20 protein-coding genes and 3 pseudogenes are annotated in these 22,728 nt (G+C 70.4%); 10 read left to right on the plus strand and 13 right to left on the minus strand.

Annotation, left to right across the window (positions count from 1 at the left end; genetic code table 11):
* Positions 1-23: 23 nt before the first annotated feature.
* The 4 genes from ACFYV5_RS22640 (at position 24) to ACFYV5_RS22655 (ending at position 3,491) form a co-directional block, all read left to right on the plus strand.
* Entirely contained in the window at positions 24-704 is a 681-nt protein-coding gene (locus ACFYV5_RS22640; protein ID WP_389171221.1) for a YitT family protein, read from the plus strand.
* Positions 701-1,465 (plus strand): glycerophosphodiester phosphodiesterase family protein, encoded by a 765-nt coding sequence (locus ACFYV5_RS22645; protein ID WP_389171224.1) that lies wholly within the window; start codon positions 701-703, stop codon positions 1,463-1,465. The genes ACFYV5_RS22640 and ACFYV5_RS22645 overlap by 4 nt, the downstream gene beginning before the upstream one ends.
* A gap of 40 nt (positions 1,466-1,505) precedes the next feature.
* Entirely contained in the window at positions 1,506-2,861 is a 1,356-nt protein-coding gene (locus tag ACFYV5_RS22650; protein WP_389171226.1) for an MFS transporter, read from the plus strand.
* Between the two features lie 255 nt (positions 2,862-3,116).
* Positions 3,117-3,491: an RNA polymerase-binding protein RbpA gene (locus ACFYV5_RS22655; RefSeq protein WP_026278069.1), complete on the plus strand. Its 375-nt coding sequence runs from the start codon at positions 3,117-3,119 to the stop codon at positions 3,489-3,491.
* A gap of 101 nt (positions 3,492-3,592) precedes the next feature.
* Here ACFYV5_RS22655 and fxsA read toward each other — a convergent pair whose 3' ends face one another.
* The 4 genes from fxsA to ACFYV5_RS22675 form a co-directional block, all read right to left on the minus strand.
* Complete coding sequence (fxsA, locus tag ACFYV5_RS22660; RefSeq protein WP_389171228.1) at positions 3,593-4,186, minus strand: FxsA family membrane protein; 594 nt, start codon at positions 4,184-4,186, stop codon at positions 3,593-3,595.
* Between the two features lie 68 nt (positions 4,187-4,254).
* The gene (locus ACFYV5_RS22665; protein ID WP_355111652.1) at positions 4,255-5,034 is read right to left on the minus strand and encodes a polyprenol monophosphomannose synthase; all 780 of its coding nucleotides are present in this window, start codon (positions 5,032-5,034) and stop codon (positions 4,255-4,257) included.
* Between the two features lie 520 nt (positions 5,035-5,554).
* Positions 5,555-7,186 carry an amidohydrolase gene (locus ACFYV5_RS22670; RefSeq protein ID WP_389171232.1) on the minus strand — a complete coding sequence of 544 codons (1,632 nt, stop codon included), beginning with the start codon at positions 7,184-7,186 and terminating at the stop codon, positions 5,555-5,557.
* A gap of 67 nt (positions 7,187-7,253) precedes the next feature.
* The gene (locus tag ACFYV5_RS22675; RefSeq protein WP_137990589.1) at positions 7,254-7,694 is read right to left on the minus strand and encodes an Lrp/AsnC family transcriptional regulator; all 441 of its coding nucleotides are present in this window, start codon (positions 7,692-7,694) and stop codon (positions 7,254-7,256) included.
* A 237-nt stretch (positions 7,695-7,931) separates the two neighbouring features.
* On the opposite strand from ACFYV5_RS22675, the gene ACFYV5_RS22680 reads away from it, so the two are divergent.
* Positions 7,932-8,300 carry a hypothetical protein gene (locus ACFYV5_RS22680; protein WP_355111655.1) on the plus strand — a complete coding sequence of 123 codons (369 nt, stop codon included), beginning with the start codon at positions 7,932-7,934 and terminating at the stop codon, positions 8,298-8,300.
* A 17-nt stretch (positions 8,301-8,317) separates the two neighbouring features.
* On the opposite strand, the gene ACFYV5_RS22685 is transcribed toward ACFYV5_RS22680, so the two are convergent.
* Both ACFYV5_RS22685 and ACFYV5_RS22690 read right to left on the minus strand, forming a co-directional pair.
* Positions 8,318-9,409, minus strand: coding sequence for a phosphotransferase family protein (locus ACFYV5_RS22685; protein ID WP_389171237.1), 1,092 nt, complete (start codon positions 9,407-9,409; stop codon positions 8,318-8,320).
* Between the two features lie 14 nt (positions 9,410-9,423).
* A complete protein-coding gene (locus ACFYV5_RS22690) occupies positions 9,424-10,569 on the minus strand; it encodes a hypothetical protein (protein WP_389171240.1) in 1,146 nt (381 codons plus the stop codon).
* A 323-nt stretch (positions 10,570-10,892) separates the two neighbouring features.
* Between ACFYV5_RS22690 and ACFYV5_RS22695 the strand changes: the two genes are divergently transcribed.
* Positions 10,893-11,180 carry a hypothetical protein gene (locus ACFYV5_RS22695; protein ID WP_389171243.1) on the plus strand — a complete coding sequence of 96 codons (288 nt, stop codon included), beginning with the start codon at positions 10,893-10,895 and terminating at the stop codon, positions 11,178-11,180.
* Here the strand turns inward: ACFYV5_RS22695 and ACFYV5_RS22700 are convergent.
* Together ACFYV5_RS22700 and ACFYV5_RS22705 are read right to left on the minus strand one after the other, a co-directional pair.
* Positions 11,143-12,315 carry an acyl-CoA dehydrogenase family protein gene (locus tag ACFYV5_RS22700; RefSeq protein WP_355111661.1) on the minus strand — a complete coding sequence of 391 codons (1,173 nt, stop codon included), beginning with the start codon at positions 12,313-12,315 and terminating at the stop codon, positions 11,143-11,145. The two genes, ACFYV5_RS22695 and ACFYV5_RS22700, sit on opposite strands and share 38 nt — an antisense overlap.
* Positions 12,316-12,581: 266 nt before the next feature.
* The gene (locus ACFYV5_RS22705; protein ID WP_355111663.1) at positions 12,582-13,214 is read right to left on the minus strand and encodes a TetR/AcrR family transcriptional regulator; all 633 of its coding nucleotides are present in this window, start codon (positions 13,212-13,214) and stop codon (positions 12,582-12,584) included.
* Between the two features lie 160 nt (positions 13,215-13,374).
* On the opposite strand from ACFYV5_RS22705, the gene ACFYV5_RS22710 reads away from it, so the two are divergent.
* On the plus strand, positions 13,375-13,896 hold the full coding sequence (locus ACFYV5_RS22710) for a DUF6230 family protein (RefSeq protein WP_389171930.1): 522 nt from the start codon (positions 13,375-13,377) through the stop codon (positions 13,894-13,896).
* Complete coding sequence (locus tag ACFYV5_RS22715) at positions 13,893-14,783, plus strand: DUF6114 domain-containing protein (RefSeq protein ID WP_389171933.1); 891 nt, start codon at positions 13,893-13,895, stop codon at positions 14,781-14,783. The genes ACFYV5_RS22710 and ACFYV5_RS22715 overlap by 4 nt, the downstream gene beginning before the upstream one ends.
* A 48-nt stretch (positions 14,784-14,831) precedes the next feature.
* Here ACFYV5_RS22715 and ACFYV5_RS22720 read toward each other — a convergent pair whose 3' ends face one another.
* From ACFYV5_RS22720 to ACFYV5_RS22735, 4 genes and pseudogenes are all read right to left on the minus strand, one after another.
* A complete protein-coding gene (locus ACFYV5_RS22720) occupies positions 14,832-14,993 on the minus strand; it encodes an SCO1431 family membrane protein (protein WP_355111667.1) in 162 nt (53 codons plus the stop codon).
* A 75-nt stretch (positions 14,994-15,068) separates the two neighbouring features.
* Positions 15,069-15,209, minus strand: a pseudogene (locus ACFYV5_RS22725) (peptidase C39 family protein); the annotation flags it as partial.
* Between the two features lie 568 nt (positions 15,210-15,777).
* Positions 15,778-18,537, minus strand: a complete 2,760-nt coding sequence (locus tag ACFYV5_RS22730; RefSeq protein WP_389171247.1) for a TIR domain-containing protein — start codon at positions 18,535-18,537, stop codon at positions 15,778-15,780.
* Between the two features lie 76 nt (positions 18,538-18,613).
* The gene (locus ACFYV5_RS22735; RefSeq protein WP_389171250.1) at positions 18,614-19,426 is read right to left on the minus strand and encodes a hypothetical protein; all 813 of its coding nucleotides are present in this window, start codon (positions 19,424-19,426) and stop codon (positions 18,614-18,616) included.
* Between the two features lie 512 nt (positions 19,427-19,938).
* Between ACFYV5_RS22735 and ACFYV5_RS22740 the strand changes: the two are divergent.
* Together ACFYV5_RS22740 and ACFYV5_RS22745 are read left to right on the plus strand one after the other, a co-directional pair.
* Positions 19,939-20,272 (plus strand): annotated as a pseudogene (locus ACFYV5_RS22740) (amino acid transporter); the annotation flags it as partial.
* A gap of 49 nt (positions 20,273-20,321) precedes the next feature.
* Positions 20,322-20,607 (plus strand): annotated as a pseudogene (locus ACFYV5_RS22745) (DUF2252 family protein); the annotation flags it as partial.
* Between the two features lie 497 nt (positions 20,608-21,104).
* Here the strand turns inward: ACFYV5_RS22745 and ACFYV5_RS22750 are convergent.
* Positions 21,105-22,481, minus strand: coding sequence for a peptidase C39 family protein (locus ACFYV5_RS22750; protein ID WP_389171253.1), 1,377 nt, complete (start codon positions 22,479-22,481; stop codon positions 21,105-21,107).
* Between the last annotated feature and the right edge of the window lie 247 nt (positions 22,482-22,728).

Raw genomic sequence — 22,728 nt, forward strand, 5'->3', positions numbered from 1 at the left:
CACCACACACAGGGGGCATCACCTTGTCCATCGCCTCCGGCCTCCGCGGCCGGCTCACCGGTCGTCATCTGAGCCGTCGGCTCGCGCAGCTGTATGTCGGACTGGCGCTGTACGGGATCAGCTCGGCGCTGCTGGTGCGCGGCGGGCTCGGGCTGGAGCCGTGGGGCGTCCTCCACCAGGGTCTCGCCGAGCGGACGGGGCTGACCATCGGCGTCGTCTCCATCGTCGTGGGGGCGGCGGTGCTGCTCCTGTGGATCCCGATCCGGCAGAAGCCGGGTCTGGGCACGGTCTCGAACGTCTTCGTCATCGGTGTGGCGATGGACGGCACCCTGGCGCTGGTGCCGGACGTCCACGGCCTGCCCGCGCGGATCGTCCTGCTGGTCCTCGGCATCGTCGTCAACGGCGCGGCGACCGGCCTCTACATCGCCGCCCGGTTCGGCCCCGGCCCGCGCGACGGTCTGATGACCGGACTGCACCGGCTCACGGGCGGCTCGATCCGCCTGGTCCGCACGGCCATCGAGGTCGCGGTGGTCGCCACCGGCTTCCTCCTCGGCGGTTCGGTCGGCGTCGGCACGGTCCTGTACGCGCTGAGCATCGGTCCGCTCGCGCAGTTCTTCCTGCGCCGCTTCGCCATCCCCGAGCAGGACGTGCGCAGCACCGTGGTCGCCTCGGGGACACCGGAGCAGGCGATACTGCGGCGGTGACTCGCGTACGCCACCCCTACCTCGACCACCCGTCCCCCCTTCCGTTCGCCCATCGCGGTGGCACGGCGGACGGCCTGGAGAACACCGCGGCCGCTTTCCGTCAGGCCTCGGCGGCCGGTTACCGCTATTTCGAGACCGATGTGCACACCACGGCGGACGGGGCGCTGGTCGCCTTCCACGACGCGACGCTCGACCGGGTCACGGACGCCACCGGCCGCATCCGTGACCTCCCGTGGGACGCCGTCCGCGAGGCGCGCGTGGCGGGCAAGGAGCCGCTGCCGCTCTTCGAGGAGCTCCTGGAGGAGTTCCCCGAGGCGCGCTGGAACGTGGACCTGAAGGCCGAGTCGTCCCTGGTGCCGCTGGTCGACCTGATCCGCAGGACCGGGGCGTGGGACCGGATCTGCGTGGGTTCCTTCACCGAGGGCCGGGTGGCCCGGGCGCAGCGCCTGGCGGGAGCGCGGCTGGCGACCTCGTACGGCGTGAAGGGGGTCCTCGGCCTGCGGCTGCGCTCGTGGGGCATCCCGGCGGCGCTGCGCGTGGGCGCGGTCGCCGCGCAGGTCCCGGAGAGCCAGGGCGGCATCCCGGTGGTGGACCGCCGTTTCGTCCGTGAGGCCCATGCCCGCGGTCTGCAGGTGCACGTGTGGACCGTCAACGATCCGGAGCGGATGAACGCCCTCCTGGACCTGGGGGTGGATGGCATCATGACCGATCATCTGGAGGCGCTGCGCGCAGTGCTGACCGCCCGGGGCGCGTGGGTCTGACGCGCGTCCCACCACGGGGACGAACGAGGGGGCCGGGGCCGTGACTGCCGACACCACCGAGCCGGAGGGGCACACCGCCGATCCGGCCGACCGCAGGCGCGAGCAACGCGGCTGGTACTTCTACGACTTCGCCTGCTCGGTGTACTCGACGAGCGTGCTGACGGTGTTCCTCGGGCCCTACCTGACGTCGGTCGCCAAGGCGGCGGCGGACGCGGAGGGGTTCGTCCACCCGCTGGGGATCCCGGTCCGCGCGGGCTCGCTCTTCGCCTACTCCGTCTCGATCTCGATCGTGGTGGCGGTGCTCGTGATGCCGCTGGTGGGCGCGGCGGCGGACCGTACGGGCCGCAAGAAGCCGCTGCTCGCCGTCTCCGCGTACACCGGCGCCGCCGCGACGGCGGGCATGTTCTTCCTGGGCGGTGACCGGTATCTGCTCGGGGCGTTCCTGCTCATCGTGGCGAACGCCTCGCTTGCGGTCTCGATGGTGCTCTACAACGCGTATCTGCCGCAGATCGCCGAGCCCGACGAGCGGGACGCGGTCTCCTCGCGCGGCTGGGCCTTCGGTTACACCTCCGGCGCCCTCGTCCTGGTCATGAACCTGGTCCTGTACTCAGGACACGAGTCCTTCGGGCTCTCGGAGGGCGCGGCGGTGCGGATCTGCCTGGCCTCGGCGGGGCTGTGGTGGGGCGCTTTCACGCTCGTACCGCTGCGGCGGCTGCGCGACCGCCGGGTGCGGCCGCACGGGGAGGGTGTGGTCGGCAGCGGCTGGCGGCAGCTGCGGGAGACCCTGCGGGACATGCGGCGCCATCCGCTGACGCTCTCCTTCCTGCTGGCGTATCTCGTCTACAACGACGGGGTGCAGACGGTGATCTCGCAGGCGTCGATCTACGGCTCGGAGGAGCTGGGCCTGGAGCAGACGACGCTGATCACGGCGGTGCTGCTGGTCCAGGTCCTCGCGGTCGTCGGGGCGCTCGGCATGGGCCGGATGGCGCGTACGTACGGCGCCAAGCGGACGATCCTGGCGTCCCTGGCCGTCTGGACGCTGATCCTGGCCGCCGGGTACTTCCTGCCGGCCGACGCGCCGGTGGCGTTCTTCTGTCTCGCGGCGGCGATCGGTCTCGTCCTCGGCGGGAGCCAGGCGTTGTCCCGCTCGCTCTTCTCCCATCTGGTGCCGCGCGGCAAGGAGGCGGAGTACTTCTCGGCGTACGAGATGAGCGACCGGGGCCTGAGCTGGCTTGGGCCACTCGTGTTCGGTCTCGCGTATCAGCTGACCGGGAGCTACCGGGATGCCATCATCTCTCTGGTGATCTTCTTCGCGGCCGGTTTCGTGCTGCTCGCGCGGGTACCGGTGCGGCGTGCCGTGGCCGCCGCGGGCAACCCGGTTCCGGAGCGAATTTAGACGCGGCAGTAAAAGGCCGGTAGTGTACGCCTTTGGCCTGCCAGGCGGACCGTTACTGCGTGCTGCTTTAGTGAAGACGCTGGGTGACATCTACTGTCAGATGTGACAAACCGGGCACTGGTGGGTAGAACAAGGGGCGGCACGACGGGCGACGCATGACCCGGAACGGGAATCTTTACCGCCGACCGGACGTTGACCGGATGACGACGACAGCGACACCTGTCCTGTGGGCGACAAGCCCGGGAGGCACGATTCATGAGTGAGCGAGCTCTTCGCGGCACGCGCCTCGTGGTGACCAGCTACGAGACCGACCGCGGCATCGATCTGGCCCCGCGCCAGGCCGTGGAGTACGCATGCGAGAAGGGCCATCGTTTTGAGATGCCCTTCTCGGTGGAAGCGGAAATTCCGCCGGAGTGGGAGTGCAAGGTCTGCGGCAGCCAGGCACTCCTGGTGGACGGGGACGGCCCCGAGGAGAAGAAGGGCAAGCCGGCGCGTACGCACTGGGACATGCTCATGGAGCGGCGCACCCGCGAGGAGCTGGAGGAGGTCCTGGCCGAGAGGCTGGCGGTCCTTCGTTCCGGCGCCATGAACATCGCCGTACATCCGCGAGACAGCCGCAAGTCCGCCTAGGCGGACGGCACGGCCGAAGCGACGCCGCGGGGCCCGGTACACCTTGGTGTACCGGGCCCCGCGGCGTTGTCGTCGTTCGCGGATCTACGGCGTCAGCGGATCTACGGCGTCAGGGGCGGGCGGGGGTCCTGGGGGCGCTGCGGCCCCTGGGGCGCGTCCTCGCGGATGACCTCGCCCTGGACGACCTTGCCGTCGGGGCGACGCATGCGAGCCTGCTGGAAGGCGTCCTGGAGACTGCCGGGAGGGGCCGCGTTCATCCGGCGCTCGGCGACTCGGTCCGCGTACCGGCCGAGGAAGGAGCGCACGGGAGGGACGAGCAGCAGCAGGCCGGCCGCGTCGGAGATCAGGCCGGGGATCATCAGCAGCAGACCGCCGAGCATCAGGAAGCCGTTGCGGTCGCCCGCGCCGGCCCGCTCGGCCGCCGTCGGCGCGACGCCGGCCTGCGCCGCCGCCTGGGCCTGCTGGAAGGTCTCAGTGAGGTTCTTGAAGGCGCGGCGTCCGGCCCGCTTGATCACCACGGTGCCGAGGACGGCGCCGCCGACCAGGAGGCCGAAGACCGTCAGTCCGCCGGCCGCGCCCGCCACGATCGTGAGCAGCCAGATCTCGAGGACCAGCCACACGGCGAGGGCCGGCGGGAGGAACGTACGCGCGCGGGAGCGCTTGGGGGCGGGGGGAGGCGGTGCGCCGTTGGTCATGCCCCCCAGTGTGCCTGGCGCGTCGCAGGAACGCCGTAAAGGGGAGACCGGGGCAGCGTGGGAAGGGATCAACCGGCGGACTTGCGGCCGAGCAGCTTGCCGACCTTGTTCGCACGGGCCGTCAGACCCCAGGCGGTGACCCGCCAGAGAGCCTCGACCAGGATGTCCCGGCTCATCTTGGAGTCACCGATCTCGCGCTCCACGAAGGTGATGGGGACCTCCACCACGTGGTAACCGGCGGCGACGGCGCGGCGGGCCAGGTCGACCTGGAAGCAGTAGCCGGCCGAGGCGACGTCCTCCAGGCCAAGGCCCTCCAGGGTCTCCTTGCGGAAGGCCCGGTAGCCGCCGGTGACGTCTCGGATCGGCACGTCGAGCAGGACGCGGGAGTAGAGGCTGCCGCCGCGGGAGATGAACTCGCGGGACTTGGGCCAGTTCACGATCCGGCCGCCCGGCACCCAGCGGGAGCCGAGCACCAGGTCGGCGCCCTTGAGGGCGGTCAGCAGCCGGGGCAGCTCCTCGGGCTGGTGGGAGCCGTCGGCGTCCATCTCGACGAGTACGCCGTAGCCGTTCTCGATGCCCCAGCGGAAGCCCGCGAGGTAGGCGGCGCCGAGCCCCTCCTTGCCCTTGCGGTGCAGCACGTGGACCTGGTCGTCCTCCGCCGCGATCTCGTCGGCGAACTTCCCCGTGCCGTCGGGGCTGTTGTCGTCGGCGACGAGGATGTCCGCCTCCGGTACGGCCGCCCGTACGCGCGAGACGATCGGCTTGATGTTCTCCGCCTCGTTGTAGGTCGGAATGATCACCAAGGCTCTGCCGAGCGGGCCGTAACGCCTCTGGCCACCGTCGTTCACTGCTGCCCCTTCGGATACATACGCGAACCCCCACCATAGCGAGCCCCGCTCGCGGCTCGGGCGCGGCGGGGCAGGTTGGGGGGTGGGCGCCGGTACGCACCGGCGTCGCGCATGACGTGCGGATCGGGGCCCGGCGCCCTTCGGGCCGACCTGGAACCCGCTGGCTGCGGGTCGACCGAGAGCCGTTGTCTACTGAACGTCCGGGCCCCACCCGGGTCGCACCCTCCGCCGGAGAAACCTTCCCTCGCCCCCGAGGCGCGGGCGCTGAACCTGGTTCCCGGTGATGGTGAGCCGGTGCGGCACACCATTCCTTGACCCAGCGGCGTTCGACGACTGCATGGAGGTAGAAACCGGTCGGACGTCCTGTGGTGGACGCGCCGAACCTACCGGCCGGTGGCCGCTCGCTGTCAACACCCGTTTGACCTGCGACGATGACCAATCCTTCCAGGTCAGCGGGGAGGATCCGCAGGTCGTGACCGAGCCGGTCGAGCATCCATCGGCCGTACGAAATGTCCCTACGTCACTCGTTCGGCCGTACGAAGACCGTTTGTCCGAACACCACCGTGCGCAGACAGACCGGGAGCTCGCGGCCGGGGGTCAGATCGGGCAGACCGGGCGTTCCGGAGCGCGGATCGGTCGACCAGCGGGCCACCCGGTCGTCGGGCGCCTGGACCACGAGCTCCTCGGCGCGCCAGATCGCGTAGTCGGCGGGGGCGCCGGGGACCAGCGTGCCGGCGTCGTCACGGCCGACGGCCCGCCAGCCGCCCCGGGTGTGGGCGGTGAAGGCGGCGCGGACGGAGATCCGGTGCTCGGGGGTGCGGTGGAAGGCGGCCGCGCGGACGGTGCCCCACGGGTCCAGCGGGGTGACCGGGCTGTCCGAGCCGAAGGCCAGCGGAACCCCGGAGCGGAGCAGGGCGGCGTACGGGTTGAGGGTGCGGGCCCGCTCGGAGCCGAGGCGCTCGGCGTACATCCCCTCCTCGCCGCCCCAGGCCGCGTCGAAGGCGGGCTGGACCGAGGCGGTGAGGCCGAGTTCGGCGAAGGCGGCGATGGTCTCGGGGGTGAGCATCTCGGCGTGCTCGACGCGGTGGCGGGCGGCGCGGATCCGGGCGAGGCCGACCTTCTCGGAGGCGGCCCGCAGGCCCTCGACCACGGCGGTGACGGCGGCGTCGCCGATGGCGTGGAAACCGGCCTGGAGACCGGCCTCGGTGCAGGCGACGACATGGGCGGCGACCGCGCCGGCGTCGAGGTGGGCGATGCCGGTGTGTGCGGCGTCGGCGTGGTCGGCGTACGCGTCGTGGAGGCAGGCGGTGTGCGAGCCGAGCGAGCCGTCGACGAAGAGGTCGCCGGCCGCGCCGACGGCGCCGAGCGCACGGGCCCGCTCGACGTCGAGGTCGGCCCAGTAGCCGACGACCCGCGGGCCGGCCTCCTCACGGGCGAGGTCGAGCAGTCCGGTGAAGTCGTCCTCGGAGGAGATCTCGGGTCCGCCGCACTCGTGGAGCGTGCCGATGCCGAGCGAGGCGGCGTGCGCGCGGGCCGCGCGCTGGGCCTCCGTGCGCTGCGCGGGCGAGAGGGCGGCATAGGCGGCGCGGCGGACGGCGTGGTGGGCGTCCGCGGTCAGCGGCTCGCCGTCGCGGAAGCCGGTCAGCTCGCGGATGCCGGGCACGAGGTCGAGCAGGGCGGTGGTGGCGACGGCGGAGTGGACGTCGATCCGGGTGAGGTAGAGCGGGCGGCCGCCGGTGAGCCCGTCCAGCTCGTCGCGGCGCGGGGGCCGGCGCTCGGGCCAGCGGGAGGCGTCCCAGCCGTGTCCGATCAGGATCCGGTCCTGGGGGCGGGCGGCGGCGTAGGCACGGATCTTCTCCGCCGCCTCGGCGAGCGAGGCGGCGGAGGACAGGTCGAGGCCGGTCAGCGCGAGACCGGTCGCCGTGGTGTGCACGTGCGCGTCGACGAACGCGGGGGTGACGAGCGCGCCTTCGAGGTCGATCACCTCGTCCACCCCGGAGGCGAAGGCGTCGGCGGCGCCCTCCGAGCCCACCCAGGCGACATGTCCTCGCTCCACCACCATGGCGGTGGCGAAGGGGTCGGCGGGGCTGTGGACTTCTCCACCGCGCAGCAGCACGGTGCGGTGCTCGTTCTCCGAGAGGGTCTCGCTCATGCGACCAGGCTAGATGCGGAGCGAGGCCCGGCCGAACGCCGGGCCCGCGGCGGGATCGACCGGGACGCTAGACGCGCGGCGGCCTGGCTTCGTACGGGGTCGACAGGACGACCGTCGTGCGGCTGGAGACGCCGGCCTGGGAGCGGATGCGGCTGAGCAGGTGCTCCAACTCCAGCGGGGTCGCGACGCGCACCTTGAGGATGTAGTTCTCGTCGCCGGCGACGCTGTGGCAGGCCTCGATCTCCGGGATGTCGGCGAGCCGGTCCGGGGTGTCGTCGGGGGCGCTGGGGTCGAAGGGTTTGACCGAGATGAAGGCGGTCAGCGGCAGCCCGACGGCCTCCGGGTCGACGACGGCGGCGTAGCCGCGGATGACCCCGCGCTGCTCGAGGCGGCGGACGCGCTGATGTACGGCCGAGGTGGACAGGCCGGTGGCCTTGCCCAGGTCGGTGTAGCTCATGCGCCCGTCCCTGACGAGCAACTCGACGATCTGACGATCCAGCTCCTCCATGCGGTCAACCTATTGCCCCGGGGCACCATCGGCACAGCCGGGGGACCGTCCGCGAAGGCATCCGCAAGGGCATCAATGGGCATCCTCGGGGCACCTGCGGCAGGCATGTGACGAACGCCACAGGTTTGCGGGCAGGTCGTTGCGCACCTCACGGTTATGCGGCGGGCCGTATGGGAATTGCTTGCTGTGGTCGAGGCCATACGTACTTGGTCGACCCACCCGAGGGGGAGATTCTCCATGCAGGAGCCTGTTGATTCGGTCGAGACGACCGACGAGCTCGACGCCTACGACACCTTTGAGATGTACCGGGTGATCTGCCCGGACTGCGTCCAGCCGATCGCGCTGCTCGCGGACGAGGACGTGCTGCCCGAGCACGCGCTGTGCCCGACTCCGTGGAACCCGTTCGTGCTGACGGTCTGCCCGGGCACCGGCCGGGCGGCGTCCGAGGCGCGCCCCGCGGACGAGACGCTCGAGGTCCAGGAGCAGGACACCGCGCTTCTGCTGACGCTCCCTCAGGGGCTCGACTGGCGGACGCAGCCCTTCTCGCACGTCGGCGGTCCGGGCTCGCGTCCGATCAAGGTGCCGCAGATGCGGCGCGCGGCGTAGCGACGACGTAGCGACGACTACCAGTAGCTTCCCCGCACCATCGCCGCGAGCGTGGCGTGGTGCAGGATCAGAGTGTCCGGGGTGTCGGGCAGTTCGACCTCTCCGAAGTGCGCCTGGCGGTACGCGACCCTGAGCATCACGATCGCGTGCCGCAGCGCCGCGTAGAGGGTGTGGAACTCCATGTCGCGCGGCGCGTGTCCGGTCAGCCCGGCGTAGCGCCGCTCGACGGCGTCCCTGCGCAGGAAGCCGGGCAGCCCCGGCTGGCCGAAGCTCACGGTCAGATCCTGGAAGAAGCGGTGCAGGTACACGGTCCAGCCGAGGTCGACCTCGCGCGGGGCGAAGCCGGCCATCTCCCAGTCGAGGACGGCCGCGGGCCGGAACCCGTCGTAGACGATGTTCCCGATGCGGGCGTCGCCCCAGTTCAGGACGGCCGGTCCCTCGTCGGCGGGCCAGAGCGCCTCCAGCCGGTCGAAGGCCGACTCGATGAGCGGTGAGGGCGCGAGACCCTCCACCACCCAGGCGTAGTAGGCGCGTTGGGCGTCCACGTGCCGTCGCAGCGGGCTTCCCGTCCCCTCGGGGAGCAGGAACTCCGCTTCCTTCGCCGGGAACTGGTCGTGCAGTCGGGCGAGCACGGAGACGGTCTCGGCCTCCAGCCGGGTGCGTTCGGCGTCGGTGGCCGCGTGGAGCCAGTTTCCCTCGTACGTGTAGGGCATGACGTCCGGCGGGACGCGCCCCTCGGCCCGGGCCATCACGAAGAACGGGGCGCCGAGCGGCTCCGGATCGCGCTCCAGCCACAGCACACGCGGCACGGGGACATCGGTGTGCTCCCCGACCAGACGCATCACCCGGTGCTGCCGCTCCATGTCGTACACGGGGAAGATCGTGTACGCGGCGGGGTCGGCGGCCAGCCGCAGGGCGCAGCCGCGCACGGGGGCGTCGGGGTGGTCGAGGTCGAAGAGCAGGGTCTCGCTGGACATGCCGTTGGAGCCGGGCACGGCGAGTCCGGTCACCCGGGCGCCGGGCAGGCGGGGTTCGAGCCAGTCGGCCAGGCGACGGCCGAGCTCCTCGGGGTCGCGGGTGGAGGTGCGGGGGCGGGGCGCGGTGGCCATGGTCGCGAGCTCCTCTACTGGGCGACGGACGAGTGGTCGGTGAAGCCGCTGGGGTCGTGGCGGCCGAAGGAGCCGTGCTCGAAGATCCCGTATCCCGTCCGCCCGTCGAGGGTGAAGCGGGCGGCGTGGTCGGTGACGCCGAACGCGGCCATGGGGTGGGCGGCCGGGTCGGAGAGGTCGTAGATCCTGCGGTCGGTCCAGTCACGCCCCTGCCAGGTGCCGTGCTGCCAGTCGGGCGCGGGCGGATAGCCGGCGCCGACGGCGAGCGGGGAGGAGGCGAGGATCTCGACCTGGACATCCAGGGGTTTGCCCGTCGGGTCGGTGAGGTGGACGACGGCCCGCTCGGGCCGTCGGGTGCCCGGGCGGTACGTGATGTCGGTGCGGGACCAGCCGAGTTGGGTGTCGCGCTGCCCGTTCCGTACGACCACGGCCTCGTTGAGGGTCCGGTAACCGTCGGCGTCCTCCTGCGCGATGACCATGAGGAAGCGGTCGTCGAAGCGCATGGGGATCCAGAGCCAGTGGAAGCCCTCGGGTCGGAACTCGTCCGCCCGGCCCGGCTCTTCGCCCGGGAGGGGGCGGACGCCCCAACTCCGGTCGCGGGTGCCGGTCCACTCCCCCGGGGTGACGGCGAACTCCTCGCCGCCTGCCCGGATGGTCCCGGCGCAGTGGCCGGCCTGGACGAAGCGACGGCCTTCGAGAGTGAGCCGGTCACCGCGGCGCTGGGTGTGGTGGGGTTCCCAGACGGCGGGGAAGTCCCCGGTCCAGGTGAGGTCGAAGGAGAGCCCTTCCGGGTCGGCGGGATCGGGGTCGCAGTGCAGGGTGAGGGCCCGCAGGGGTTCGTCGACGGTGATGCGCAGGGGGCCGACGGCGAGGTTCATGCGGTCCTCGCCGAGGGCGTCGGAGGCGCGTACGGCATGCAGCCGGTCGCCGGTGCGGAGGGTGGCGTAGGCGTCGATGACACCGGTGTTGGGGTACACGCCGAGCCCCGCGACGAGCAGGGCGCGGCCCCGGTGGTCGAGGACGTGGAAGATGCACCGGTCGTAGACGTTGCGGTCGCCGCTGACGTGGTGCTTCATCGAGAGCGGCGCCTGGTGCACCGGGTATTCGTCGAGCGCGACGGGCCGGTCGTCGACGTGCCGATCCTGCCGATCCACAGACATGGCTGACCTCCTGGTCGGCGAGCGGGATCTGACGGTAAGTCAGGAGGTGGGCCGGGGGCCAGAGTCGTGCGCCATCCGATCGACTGCCGGGCCGGGCCCGATTCGACCCGGATTCGATCCCGATTCGATCCCGGGCCGGACCCGGTCCGGGCCTGATCCGGGCCCGGTCCGGGCCTGGTCCGGGCCTGGTCCGGCCGCGCCCCACCCCGGTCCGGGCCCGCCCGGCCCCGGTCCGGCGGCCGATCGATCCCGGGTAGCTCCCGAACTGCCGCTCGATTCCGCTCGACGGTGACCCCCGCCCGGCCGGGCCCGTTGGGACAGGCATGACCACGCTGTACACCACTCCTGTCGGCAGCGGGCGGCGTCGCCTCGCCGAGCCGCGCCTTGAAGAATCGGTTCCGCAGCATGCGGCGCACCTCACCGACCCGCCCATCTACAAGGCGTTGCTCAGCCAGTGGGCCAGCCATGGCCGGACGCTGCCGGGCCGCAGCGACCAGGAGTGGAACCGGCTGACCGCTGCCCCCGTGTGGGCCGACCGGACCGTGCGCGTGAGCGGGGTGAGCGGCACACTCGTCAGCGGGTCTCTGGTCCGACAAGGTGGCGTGCGATGACCATCCGCTGGATCTGATTGGTCCCCTCGACGATCTGCAGCATCTTCGCCTCGCGCATGTACCGCTCGACGGGGAAGTCCGCGGTGTACCCGTAGCCACCCAGCACCTGCACCGCGTCCGTGGTGATCCGCATGGCCGCGTCCGTGCAGAAGAGCTTCGCCATCGCGGCCTGCCGCCCGAAGGCCCGGCCCTCGTCCCGCAGCCGCGCCGCCTCGAGGTACAGCGCGCGGCCCGCCTCGATCTGCGTCGCCATGTCCGCGAGCAGGAAGCGGAGCCCCTGGAAGTCGGCGATCGGGCGGCCGAACTGACGCCGCTCGCGCGCGTACGAGACGGCCTCGTCCAGGGCCGCCTGCGCGACCCCGACCGCGCAGGCCGCGATCCCGAGCCGCCCGGAGTCGAGGGCGGAGAGCGCGATCGCGAAGCCCTGCCCCTCCTCGCCGATCCGGCGCGAGTCGGGGATCCGCACCCCGTCAAGGTGGATCTGGGCGGTGGGCGAGCCCTTCATCCCCATCTTCCGCTCGGGTGCGGCAGCGCTCAGTCCCGCCGCGTCGCCCGGGACCAGGAACGCGGTGATCCCTTTCGGGCCCTCGCCGCCGGTGCGCGCCATGACCGTGTAGAAATCGGCGATCCCGCCATGGGTGATCCACGCCTTGGTGCCGGTGAGCACCCAGTCGTCCCCGTCCCGGAGAGCCTTCGTGCGCAGCGAGGCCGCGTCGGAGCCGGAGGCCGGCTCCGAGAGGCAGTACGCCCCGAGCAGGCCGCCGCCCAGCATCGCCGGGAGCTGCGCGGCTCGCTGCTCCTTGGTGCCGAACGTGGCGAGGGCGTGGCAGGACAGCGAGTGGACGCTGACACCGAGCCCGACGGTGAGGCGGGCGGCGGCGAGCTCTTCGAGCACCTGGAGGTACACGGCGTAGGGCTGGTCGCCCCCGCCGTACTCGGAGTCGTACGGGAGTCCGAGCAGCCCGGAGGAGGAGAGCAGCGAGAAAAGCTCCCGGGGGAAGTGGCCGGCGGCCTCCTCCTCGGCGGCGCGAGGCGCGATCTCCCGTTCGGTGATCTCACGGACCAGGGCGAACAGGTCCCCGGCCTCCTCGGTCGGCAGCCGGCGTTCCACGGTCTGCGGGGCGCGGTCGGGCATGGCGGCGCACTCCTCCCTCTCGGGCGCTGCGGCGGTGTGCGCGGATGGCGCCGGGCCGCCGGTGGTCACTGCTGCGCCGATGCTGCCCCCGGCGGATCGCCCCGGGGGCCGAGCGACGGCCGTGGCGGGAGGAGTATGCCCGTTCGGCGGCCCCGCCTCACCCGGCGCGGGAAGCCGCGCGGCCCGGGCGGCGATGGCCCGCCGCCGTCCGCTTCCCGCGGGCCCACGGGTCCCCGGACCCACCACCCCGCCGGCCCGCCATCTCGTCAGAGAAGACCCGGCTCCGGAGCCGGGCACTCCGGGACCTGCTCCTCGATCGTCGCCAGCGTGCCCCGGAGCAGACGGACCAGCAGCGCGCAGACGGCCTCCCGCTCGGGATCGAGATCGGTGAGCCAGGCGAGGGTGATGCCCTCGACGCTGCTCAGCCAGCCGAGAAGGGCGAGGTGGGCGAGGCGCGGGAGCTCGCGGCGGCCGTAGGCGCCCTCGGCGATCGTCGCGATCAGCTCCTCGCGCACGCTGTCGCGGATCGCCTGGACCTGGGTGTCGAAGCCGACGCCGCCGGTCACGATCGTGCGGTACGCCGCCTGGTGGTGCTGGGCGTAGCGGAGGTAGCCGTCGACGGTGCGCTCCACCCGCTCGCGGCGCGGGAGGTCCGCGTCGGAGGCGGCCCGGGCGACGAGGTCGGAGACGGACTCCTCGACGATCGCGAGGTAGTAGCCGCGCTTGCTCTTGAAGTAGTAGTAGATCAGGCCCTTCGCCACGCCTGCGTGCCGGGCGATGTCGTCCATGGACAGCGCGTCGTACGAGGTGTCCGCGAACAACTTCCGCCCGGCCGCGAGGAGTTCGGAGCGCCGCACCTGGGATCGTTCGGTCGTTCCGCGCTGTTGACTATTATTCAAATTCAGCCCTAGTCTCCGACGTCCACGGACAGTGCCCGCAGTATGGCAGACCTTCGGGAGGGTCCACGTGCGCGCATCGACAGGGGCGTCCGCGCCCGGCAGAACGTCCTGGAAGAAGACCGCGGTGATCGGGACGCCGGCCGTCCTGGCGGTCGGGATCATGGCCTCCGTGATGGCCGAGGGGGCGCTGGCCGCCTCCTTCGCCGTCTCGGGCACCAGCTTCCAGGTCGCGTCCGGAAAGCTGACCAGCCAGGGGCTCGCCTCCTACGTCCACACCGACCGCTCCGCCGACGGCCGCGGCCACCCGGTCGCCCTGCTCGGCATCGGGAACGCCCGGCTCAGTGACATCTGCCAGGCCGCCGAGGTGGGCACCCCGGTCGGCACGGTCGTCTTCAAGCTCACCGCCGGCGGCGAGGCCGGCGAGGTCACGGCGACCAGTCTGGTCATCGACGGCGAGGACCTGAGCGGCAACGCCCGCTTCGGCACCGCCCAGATCGGCCGCGACGCCTCCACGCTCGATCAGGTGGCGGGCGTGAAGGGGCCCCGGGGGAAATTCGGGCTCCAGGCCGGCGACATCGAGGTCGTCGGGGTGAAGTCGAACGCCTGGTCGGCCACCGGCGGCAACTTCCGGCTGAAGGGGATGAAGCTCGATGTGAGCATCGGCGGCGAGAAGTGCTTCTGAACCCGGCCGGGCCGGGCGGCCCCGGTCTCCGCGGACGACTGCGGACCTGGCGGCGCACCCGGCCCTTCTGGGCCGGGCTGCTGCTCCTCCTCGGCGGGGCCGAGCTGCTGCTCGTACCGCTCTCCCCGCTGACCGTCCTGGTCAGCCTGGGCATCGGCGGGATCGCGGCCATCGGGATCGGTCTGGCGCTGGTCACCGCCGGACTGTTCCTCTGGTTCCTGCCGCACACCCGCCACTACGTCTCGGTGCACGCCCTGATCCTGTCCGTGCTCTCCTTCGCCGCGACGAACCTCGGCGGTTTCCTGGTGGGCATGGCGCTCGGCATCCTGGGCAGCGCGATGGGCTTCGGCTGGACTCCCGTACGGGAGGAGAAGCCGCTGCAGGCCCCCGGCGGACCGAAGACCCTCGCCGCCGCCCTGCCGATCGCCCTGCTCCTGGTCCTCGGCGCACGGCCGGCGGAGGCCCGGGCCGCGACGCCGGTCGAAGCCGCCCGGACTCCCCCGACCGTCACCACCACCCGCTTCGCCCCGCAGGGCTTCACCCTCGCCGGGGTACGGACCCTGCCGACCGCCGACGGACCGCTGAAGGTGATGGTCCTGACGATGCGCTCGGCCTCGCTCGCCGACTACCGGCTGCGGACGCGGGACGGGGGCGAGGAGCTGGCGCTCGGCGCCGACTCCCTCGACCTGAGCGGGCACGTCACCCTCTACCTGACCAAGTTCAGCGGCTGTCTCCAGGGGCTGCTCTGTCTGACCTTCACCCCGGACGGGCTGCCGGTGCCACCGGTCGTGCCGCCCTTCGTCTTCATGACGGACGTGAGCGCCGAGCAGGCACTGGTCACCTCGGACGTCATCGAGACGCGCGGCCTACGACTGACGGCGTCATAGGAGGACCGGCCCCGCAGCGGGCCGGCGCGCACTCTGGGTGGGCCGAGGTCACATGAGCCCGACCTGGGTGACGAACATGGCGAGGACGACGACCAGGGTCCAGCCGAGGACGTGCTCGAGGATCTTCGGTCCGTCGTCCTGGGGACCGCCGGTGCGGGCACGCGAGCCGGAGCGGGTGAAGGGGCGAGCGGAGTGGGTGGTGGCGGTCATGGCGACCACAGTGCCAGCGGAGGGCGGCCCGGGGGTAGAGACGTTCCTCACGCCCCCGGGCCGCCGTCCCCTCCGTCATCGGATGCCGACGGCGGCCGACGCCTTGCGCTGGGCGGACGTCGGGCGGTCGGGGAAGTAGAGGCAGCAGACGCCCCCTGTGCCGGAGACCACTTTCCCGCTGGCGTTGTAGCGCTGGGTGCGGAGCCAGCTGTTCTCCACAGTGGGAGGGCGCCGCTTGCACGCGGCACCCTCCTGCACAAACATGCAGGTCACAGGCCCGGAGCGCGTGAGGCAAATCGAGCACAGACACGCTGGTGCTGACCTGGTGCTGACTTCCGCTGGCGTCCGTTCCGGCCCGTTCGGGTGCGTCGTGCTGGATCGGTGCTGACTCTGTGCCCCTCGGCCCCCGGCAGACCTCCGCCCGCTTGGTGCGGCCGTCTTTCCTCACTACCGTCCTCGCGAGCAGCTGAAGTAAGCGTAGAGAAAGTGCCTGTGAGTGAGCCGATGTGGGACGTCAAGGCTCTTGCCGCCTATCTCGGGAAGCCCACTTCTTGGGTGCACGACAACCATCTCAAGGAGGTACTGCCGAGCTTCCGCGTAGGCCAACAGCTTCGGCTCTCTCCGTCAGATCCCCCCAGGCCCGCTCGCGCACCTGCAGTGCCATCTCGTTGGCCCTGCGCCAGTCGCTTCCCTGGTATCAGCAGCAGGCACTCAAGGCCGTTGATTCCGCTCGCCGACCGGGGCCCGCGGGCCAGACACTGCGGGGCCTGTGCCTCGCCTATTCTCACCGGTCCTCACTGGTTTCCTCCGCTCTTGGCTTGTTGGTGCACTGGTCCTGGTAGCCGATGCGATCCGATATCCACTTCTTCCAGCTTGATTCGGACATGTTGGCTGGGACTCGTTCGCAGAGGTCATCCAACGGGTCTCGGAAGACATGCCAGATGCGGGCTGCGTTGTCAGCCTTGCCGAGGGAGAGGAGATGGCTGCCGTCCTGGGTGAAGGCGACGGCCGCAACTGGACCGGTGTGCGCGGAGATCCGGGCGGAAATCAGCTTGGCTCCGTGCGGATAGATAACAACGGAGCCGTCGTCGCCTGCCGAGGCGAACCATCGGCCGTCGGGACTGTAGGCGAGCGAACGCACCGTGCCGCGATGCACGCCGACCCCGACGAAAGTGTCGACACCGTCCGCCCGTCGCCAGACCGTGCCGTCCAGGGACCCGAGGAGAAGGGTGCGACCGTCCGGGCTGAGCACCATAGTCGTGACTCTGTCCCGCAAGTTGAAGGTCCGGACCTTTCCGGCTTTCGCATCTGCGATGCCCCCCTTGCCGTCGCAGGCATATGCGACGTGCATCCCATCCTGGCTGACGGCGAGGTGTTGCGCCGGGCATCCAATGTCGATCGAGGCCCTGGGCGTTCCGACGGCGCTGGCGTCGAGGTCCTCGAAGAGGAGCTTCCCCGAGAACGAGCTGACCACGATCTGCTTGCCGTAGGGCATGAAAGCCCCGCTGCTGACCGGGCCGACGGAGGGGCCGAGGGTTACTGCGCGGACGGTGGCCCCGTCCCACAAGCGGACACCGTCGCCACTCACGATCAACAAGGATGTGCCGTCGGGCGAGTACGACAGGCTCGCAACGCCTTGCAGGACCGGCAGTGTCGCCACTTGCAGGCCGGTTTCCTGGTTCCAGAGGCGCACCCCGTCCAGGCTGCCAACCGCAACGTTCTTGCCCCGTGGGTCGACTGCAAGGGCCAGCGGGACGCTTGTACCGGTAAGCCGGGTCCGCCGGAGACCGTTCATCGCGTCCCAACGGCGTAAAGTCGCATCTTCCCCGAGCGAGACCAGCTCCCTCCCTCCGCGCGAAAATGCGATGAAGTCGACGGGGCCGGCGTGACCGGTGAACGGAAAGCCGACCATGGCCCCAGTCGCCGCGTCCCACTGACGGATCGTCTTGTCGGCCCCGGCTGTGGCGATGAGAGATCCGTCTGCACCGAAGGTGATGGCTTTGATGTCTCCTTGGTGGCCGGACATGACCCGGCCTGCTGGCCTTCCGGACTCCGGGTTCCGGAGTTGCAGTCTGCCGTCGTCGGTGCCGACGGCAAGACCACGTCCATCCGGCGTGAAGGCAATTGCGCTGATCTGGTTGTGTCGATAGGGAATGGTGACCTCACCGACATCATCCGGCTCGAGGCTGTGGACACGGACTTCGGATCCCCCGTTGTTGAGCGCGTCAAAGGCCAGCTTCCGGCCGTTGGGACTGAAGACGACCCAGCTGCCTTCTGCCCTCAAGGGTTCACCGACGGACTTTCCACTGCTGGCGTCCCAGATCCGCACGCCTCCCCCAGCCACGGCGACGGTCTTCCCGTCGGGGCTGAGCGCCATGGACGCGGTCGTATAGTTATCCTTGGCGAACTCGCTTATTCTTCTCCCGGTCTTCACGTCCCAGAGCACGATGGCCGTGTCGTAGGCAGCGGCGAGGCGAGTTCCGTCGCGGGTGAATGCGAGGGCCAGAATCTCGGAGTCCTCGCTCTCCCTGGGCTCCATTACAGTTCCGGAAGGGCGTCCGGTGAGGGGGCGCCAGAGTACGGGCTGTCCTTTTCCCCCGAATGCGGCCCACTGTCCGTCGACGGTCATGGTGGCGATACTGCTGGTAAGAGCCGGAGCGGGTTCGGTGACGCTCAGGAGATTGGCGCGGGAGTAGGCGGCACCGAGCGCAGCATTGTAGACCTCACCTTTTATCAAGGGTCTTGCCGCGAGCGATTCTGCAGCCATCAGCCATTGGTAGGCACTGACGTCGTACCCCGTCTGGACGTTGGCCAGTTCTGCCTGCGCCCGTCGGATCGAACTCAGCACGGTGGCTTCGCGGGCGTTTTCGTTCGCACGGTTCATCGCTACTGTCGCCAGCCATGACTGGACACCAAAGGCGATGGTCAGCATGACGATCAACCCTGTGGCCAGCGCGCCTATGAGCGTCAGTATCCGATGCGCTTTTACCTCTTCATTGTCCAACTCGCGTTTCGAGGAGCCGTGAATCGGAGCAGCCAGCGTTGCCACCGCATCGCGGAAACCTCCGTGCCGCAAGGTAAGGTGATCGGCGGCGCGGGACCAGGTGAGATCCTGCCACAACGGTTCCGTTTCGAAGTATCCCGACAGACTTCCCGGCAGGGCATCAGTTACCGCCCAGTCGAAGTCTCCCGCCTCGTCGTCCCAGCTGATCGTTCCGTCGGTCAGCGCAATGATGAAGGTGTCGCTTCCCTTGTTGCGCTGCCAGAATTCGATCTCCCTGCGCACCCACTTCGACTCCGCGGCGGCCGGGGACGCAAGCAGCACGAAGAACCGCGCATCATTCAGGGCCTGCTCGATCGAGGCACCGAGGGCGTGAGAGGCGGACAGGTCGGTCTGGTCCCGAAAGACGTTCAGGGCACGTATGCGATACCACTTCTTGGCAAGGCGAGTGAGGCCGCGCTGGATCGACGGAGCAAGCCGGGAGTCGGCTGCCCGGCTGTACGAGATGAAGGCGTCGATCCGCTTGCTGTCCCGGCTCTTCATACGTCGTCCTCTGCACTGTCACACCCGCGTGCGAGCGTGAGGGTGGGCGCGGATGACTGTTCCCGTCCTCGGCGGTCTACAGGCGGGCCGCTGACCCTGCATCCCTCTCCCCGTCGCCGGCCTCGGCGCGCGGCCCCGGCACGTGTCCGATCAACACCTCAGCCTCACGGACGCCGGCCAGGCGCGCGAAGCCGGCCGCGTAACCATGGATGTGCTGTTGCACGCGCTGGAGTTCGGCCCGGCACGCCGTGTTGTCCGTCCACTCGGACTCCGGACTGTCGCGATGAGCCGCTTCGAACTCGCTCAACCGGGGGTGCCACTTCGACAGGAACGGTCTCAACTCACGGTTGAGCATGGTGATCGCCAAGTACTCCACTGTCTGCCCGCTCGGGACGACAGGAGAGGGGCGCGTGGCCTTCAACGTCTCCCGTGTGGTGGCGAACAGCCCGTACATCGAGGACAGGGCCTCACGGACGACTCCTTCGTCGTCAGCGAGAGGCTGGGTCGACACACGCGTCACCGTTTCGACGAACATGTGCCAGGCGACCTGCCGGGAGTCGTTGTTGACTGCAAAAGTCAGCTCGCTCAGCTGCGGGATGGTGACCTTCACCTCGGTCAGACGTGCCGATCTCCGGTACCACTCGCTGGCCAGGAGGGCCACCACGGCCACGACAGCCCCCGTGACGGCGAAAAGGCTGCGGCTGGTCACCTGGGTGAGGCTGAAGAGAGCCAGACCGGCCATCGCGCCCGCGGCTGAGGCCGCGATCAGGCGGAGCACCGCCAGACGAACAGCTATGCCTCCCCAGCGCGGTCGATCACCAAGCCGTGCAGACGGCTCCCTCATCCACTCCCCCATCCCTGAAACTCCCGCCCCGCGGGCGTCGAGCACACGCCGCACCGGGTTGCCTCCCGTAGGGAGAACGTAGCGCTCAGGAGCAGCCGGGCGAAGGCGAACGGAACGATTCCTACCTGATCACAAAGAACGAGCCCACGGAGGAAGACCCCTTCATGCCAGAGCCTACGACTGCGATCCTGGACACGCGTTCGGACCTCCGGATGCCCGCCCGGTATCGCAAAGGCCGAAGGGCCGCTCCTTGCCCTACTTGCCCCGCAACCCGATCAGACGCCGTCATCGAGGCTCGCCAACGGCCCTACACTCTGACTGGCGCGGTCGGCTCCGGCTCAACTGATCTCCGCTCGCACGCGCTCGACCGCGGCGGTCGTGGTCATCCCTGCAAATACCCAAGGCGCCGTCCGGACGGCAGCTACAGGACCCACCCGCCCTGCAGCTCGCACGATCCACCACTACACGCCAGCCCGATGGCGCTCTCGCCCGAGCCCAACACAGCCCGCGCCAGCTCCTCGACGCTCAACTCGACCCGCCTGCCGTCCACCATGCGGGATCGACCCAAGGACGTCGAGTACCGCGACAAGATCGAGCAAATCCGCGCCGACAACGTTCTGTCGACCACCGAGGACTTCGTCTTCGTCGAAGTCACCGTCACCGACCCTCCGAGTTCGAGGCCGGTCTGACCGTACGCGGCGAGGTCCTCCACGCCCGCGACACCACCGGCACCCGCCCCCACATCTACTTCACATGGACCGAGGGCGCCCCTTCGCCGACTTCCTCCGCTTCCTCCTCCTCGGCTAGGGCGAAGCCGCCCCCGTCACCCGCGAGGTCCTGCGCGAGGCGGAACCCGACCGCGCCCGCCGCCCCCGTCCCCGCGTCGACTGAAACCAACCCAGAAGCACAGGGATCCCGCTGGGAAGGCTCGCACCCCCACAAGCGTCGCGACTTCTACGTCCGCCAACCAACTACGTGACTTGAAGGGCATCGCGATGCCGGAGACGATGTCACCAAGGCAGCTGGAGGCAATCGGCGGCATCTGCGGGCTCACCCTGGCCCGCGCACATGCACGATCCGGCGACCGGCTCGCGATCGCCTCCGACCTAGGTGAAGGGGACTCTTTCGACCGAGCCCTGGTGACCTTCGCAGAGGCGTACGCCGACCAGAACAAGCGCAACCATCAGGCACTGGTCGACGCGGTGCACGCCGGCAGACTACCCGCGGGGGATCTTCCGGCCGGCCGACCCGCGGAGCGCAACCCGAGGTTGGCGACGGCCGGTCCGACATCGTCGACACACGGACTGCCTCCGGGCGTGCACCGCGGGCAGTCAGCCGAGCGCGACGAGACTTCCGCAGAATCCAACGCCCCCCGCGAACAACGCAGAAGGACCCCAGTAGCTAACCCGCCGACTGCAATCCGCCTTCCAGGTACTCGCTGACCTCCGTGAGCACTATCTGCACGGAGCATCGCTGCTTTACGACCCCGGGGAATGGGGCGTCAAATCTTCTTCGTGTCCGGGGATTTGGCGCGGCCGGAAACATCGACTACAACACCCTCTACACCGAAGTGGCATGGCCGGGGGACATGGGAGCAGAGATGGTTCAACGGGGCTCGGACATCGTTCCATCAAAGTCACGGTGGACCGGTGCGGCCACCTCACGCAGGACGGCCGGGAGCGCTGCCGGCAGGTCGTGGAGACGGCCGTGGGGCCGCACATGCTCACAGCAGGCCGAGCGACCGCAGTGCGCGGTGCTGACCTGGTGCTGACCTGACCGGCCAGAAGATGTAGCAGACACCGCCCGTACCGCTTCTGACCTTGCCGTTCGCGTCGTAGCGCTTGGTCCGCAGCCAGATGTTCTCCCATTCGCGGCGCCGGTAGACCCGGCGGACGGCCTCGTTGCTGGGCGAAGCGGGGTCGTTGGCGATCACGTCGCCGTCCGCGGTGAAGCCGATCACGGTCATCAGATGGCCGGAGGTGCCGTACCCGGCGCCGGTCAGCTCCTCCTTGTGGAAGGACTGGGAGGTGATGGCCGGAATGCCCGCTCGGATGAGGGTCTCCAGGTCCGTGAGCGAGCGCAGGCGGGTCACGACGGCGTTCATGTCGGGGTAGGTGGCGGCGTAGGCGGCGTTGAAGGGCCAGTTCCCGCAGCCCTCGTACTGGTGGTCGAAGGTGAACCGGGCCGCGTGGCAGACCTGGGGGTCGGCGAAGTCCGGGTTCACCCAGGCCAGGTCCTCGGCGCTCGGCGCGCGCCCCCAGTATTCGATGATCATCTGCGAGGAGGTCGGGCTGCACCAGGCCTCGCCGCCGTTGTCGTACTCGGGGTACTGGCCGATGTGCGTGTTCTGCGAATAGCGCGGGACGACGAGCTCGCGGACGAGCCCGGGCACCGACGCCGGGACGGTGAAGCGGTCGGGGATGTCGGAGGCCATGGCGCCGATTCGCCAGAGCGTCGGCGTGAGATCGGTGCCGGGAGTCCGGTACAAGGTGACGCGCAGCTGGTACGAGGCCAGACGCAGTCCGCTCGTCGCGTCGTCGACGGAGAAGGTGTCGGTCCAGATCGAGCTTCGTCCGTCGCTCTGGTCGTCGACCGAGGTGCGCTTGATGTCGCCGTCCCCGGCCGCCCAGCGGCCCATCACGAACCAGGGGGTGGCGCTCGCGTCGTTGTAGGTGCCGCGCAGGTCGATCTGGATCCAGGTGCCGGGCGGGGTGTCGGCGTTCCAGGAGGCGATGACCTCGGTGGCGGGGACGGTGGAGGTGTGGACCGGGGAGGTCCAGCTCGCGTACTCCCAGGTGGAGGTCGTGCCGGTGTGCGGGTCGGTGTGGTCGAGACGGCCGGCGGGGGTGGCGATCACGAGTCCGGGCCGGTGGCCGGCGACGGCCCGGGTGCCGGTCGAGCTCCCGCAGCGCCAGTCGGTGTACGAGGTCCAGAAGCGGTTGTCGACGAGGCCGGGAGCGGCTGCGGCCGCCGGGGCGGCCGCGCCGCCGCGGGTCAGCGCGGTCACCGGTGCGGCGGAGGCGGCAGAGCCGGCGGCCGTGCCGGCGGCGGTCGCGAGGGCCGCGGTGAGGACGGTTCTGCGCGGGGTGGAGCTGGTCATGGGCGGTGACCCCCAGTCGAGAACGGCGGAGACGAACGGACGGGGCTGCGGGTGGACGTGCGGTGCGGGTGGACGTGCGGTGCGGGTGGACGTGCGGTGCGGGTGAACCTGCGGTGCGGGTGAACGTGCGGTACGGGTGGTGCGCTGTGCGGTACGACGCCGGGCCGGGCGGGGACCACTATCGCGGCTCATGCCGGGCTTCTGCCAGCGATTCGGCCCGCGTCGCCGCACCAATATTGGTCTCGTC

This window comes from Streptomyces sp. NPDC003035, from assembly GCF_042888285.1.
In the GTDB taxonomy this organism is placed as follows: Bacteria; Actinomycetota; Actinomycetes; order Streptomycetales; family Streptomycetaceae; genus Streptomyces.

What these genes read in the sequence shown, in the direction of transcription:
- ACFYV5_RS22655 (WP_026278069.1), top strand. Translation starts at nt 3,117, where the DNA reads ATGAGTGAGCGAGCTCTTCGCGGCACGCGCCTCGTGGTGACCAGCTAC.
- fxsA (WP_389171228.1), bottom strand. Translation starts at nt 4,186, where the DNA reads ATGACCAACGGCGCACCGCCTCCCCCCGCCCCCAAGCGCTCCCGCGCG.
- ACFYV5_RS22670 (WP_389171232.1), bottom strand. Translation starts at nt 7,186, where the DNA reads ATGAGCGAGACCCTCTCGGAGAACGAGCACCGCACCGTGCTGCTGCGC.
- ACFYV5_RS22675 (WP_137990589.1), bottom strand. Translation starts at nt 7,694, where the DNA reads ATGGAGGAGCTGGATCGTCAGATCGTCGAGTTGCTCGTCAGGGACGGG.
- ACFYV5_RS22680 (WP_355111655.1), top strand. Translation starts at nt 7,932, where the DNA reads ATGCAGGAGCCTGTTGATTCGGTCGAGACGACCGACGAGCTCGACGCC.
- ACFYV5_RS22685 (WP_389171237.1), bottom strand. Translation starts at nt 9,409, where the DNA reads ATGGCCACCGCGCCCCGCCCCCGCACCTCCACCCGCGACCCCGAGGAG.
- ACFYV5_RS22690 (WP_389171240.1), bottom strand. Translation starts at nt 10,569, where the DNA reads ATGTCTGTGGATCGGCAGGATCGGCACGTCGACGACCGGCCCGTCGCG.
- ACFYV5_RS22695 (WP_389171243.1), top strand. Translation starts at nt 10,893, where the DNA reads ATGACCACGCTGTACACCACTCCTGTCGGCAGCGGGCGGCGTCGCCTC.
- ACFYV5_RS22700 (WP_355111661.1), bottom strand. Translation starts at nt 12,315, where the DNA reads ATGCCCGACCGCGCCCCGCAGACCGTGGAACGCCGGCTGCCGACCGAG.
- ACFYV5_RS22710 (WP_389171930.1), top strand. Translation starts at nt 13,375, where the DNA reads ATGGCCTCCGTGATGGCCGAGGGGGCGCTGGCCGCCTCCTTCGCCGTC.
- ACFYV5_RS22720 (WP_355111667.1), bottom strand. Translation starts at nt 14,993, where the DNA reads ATGACCGCCACCACCCACTCCGCTCGCCCCTTCACCCGCTCCGGCTCG.
- ACFYV5_RS22730 (WP_389171247.1), bottom strand. Translation starts at nt 18,537, where the DNA reads ATGAAGAGCCGGGACAGCAAGCGGATCGACGCCTTCATCTCGTACAGC.
- ACFYV5_RS22750 (WP_389171253.1), bottom strand. Translation starts at nt 22,481, where the DNA reads ATGACCAGCTCCACCCCGCGCAGAACCGTCCTCACCGCGGCCCTCGCG.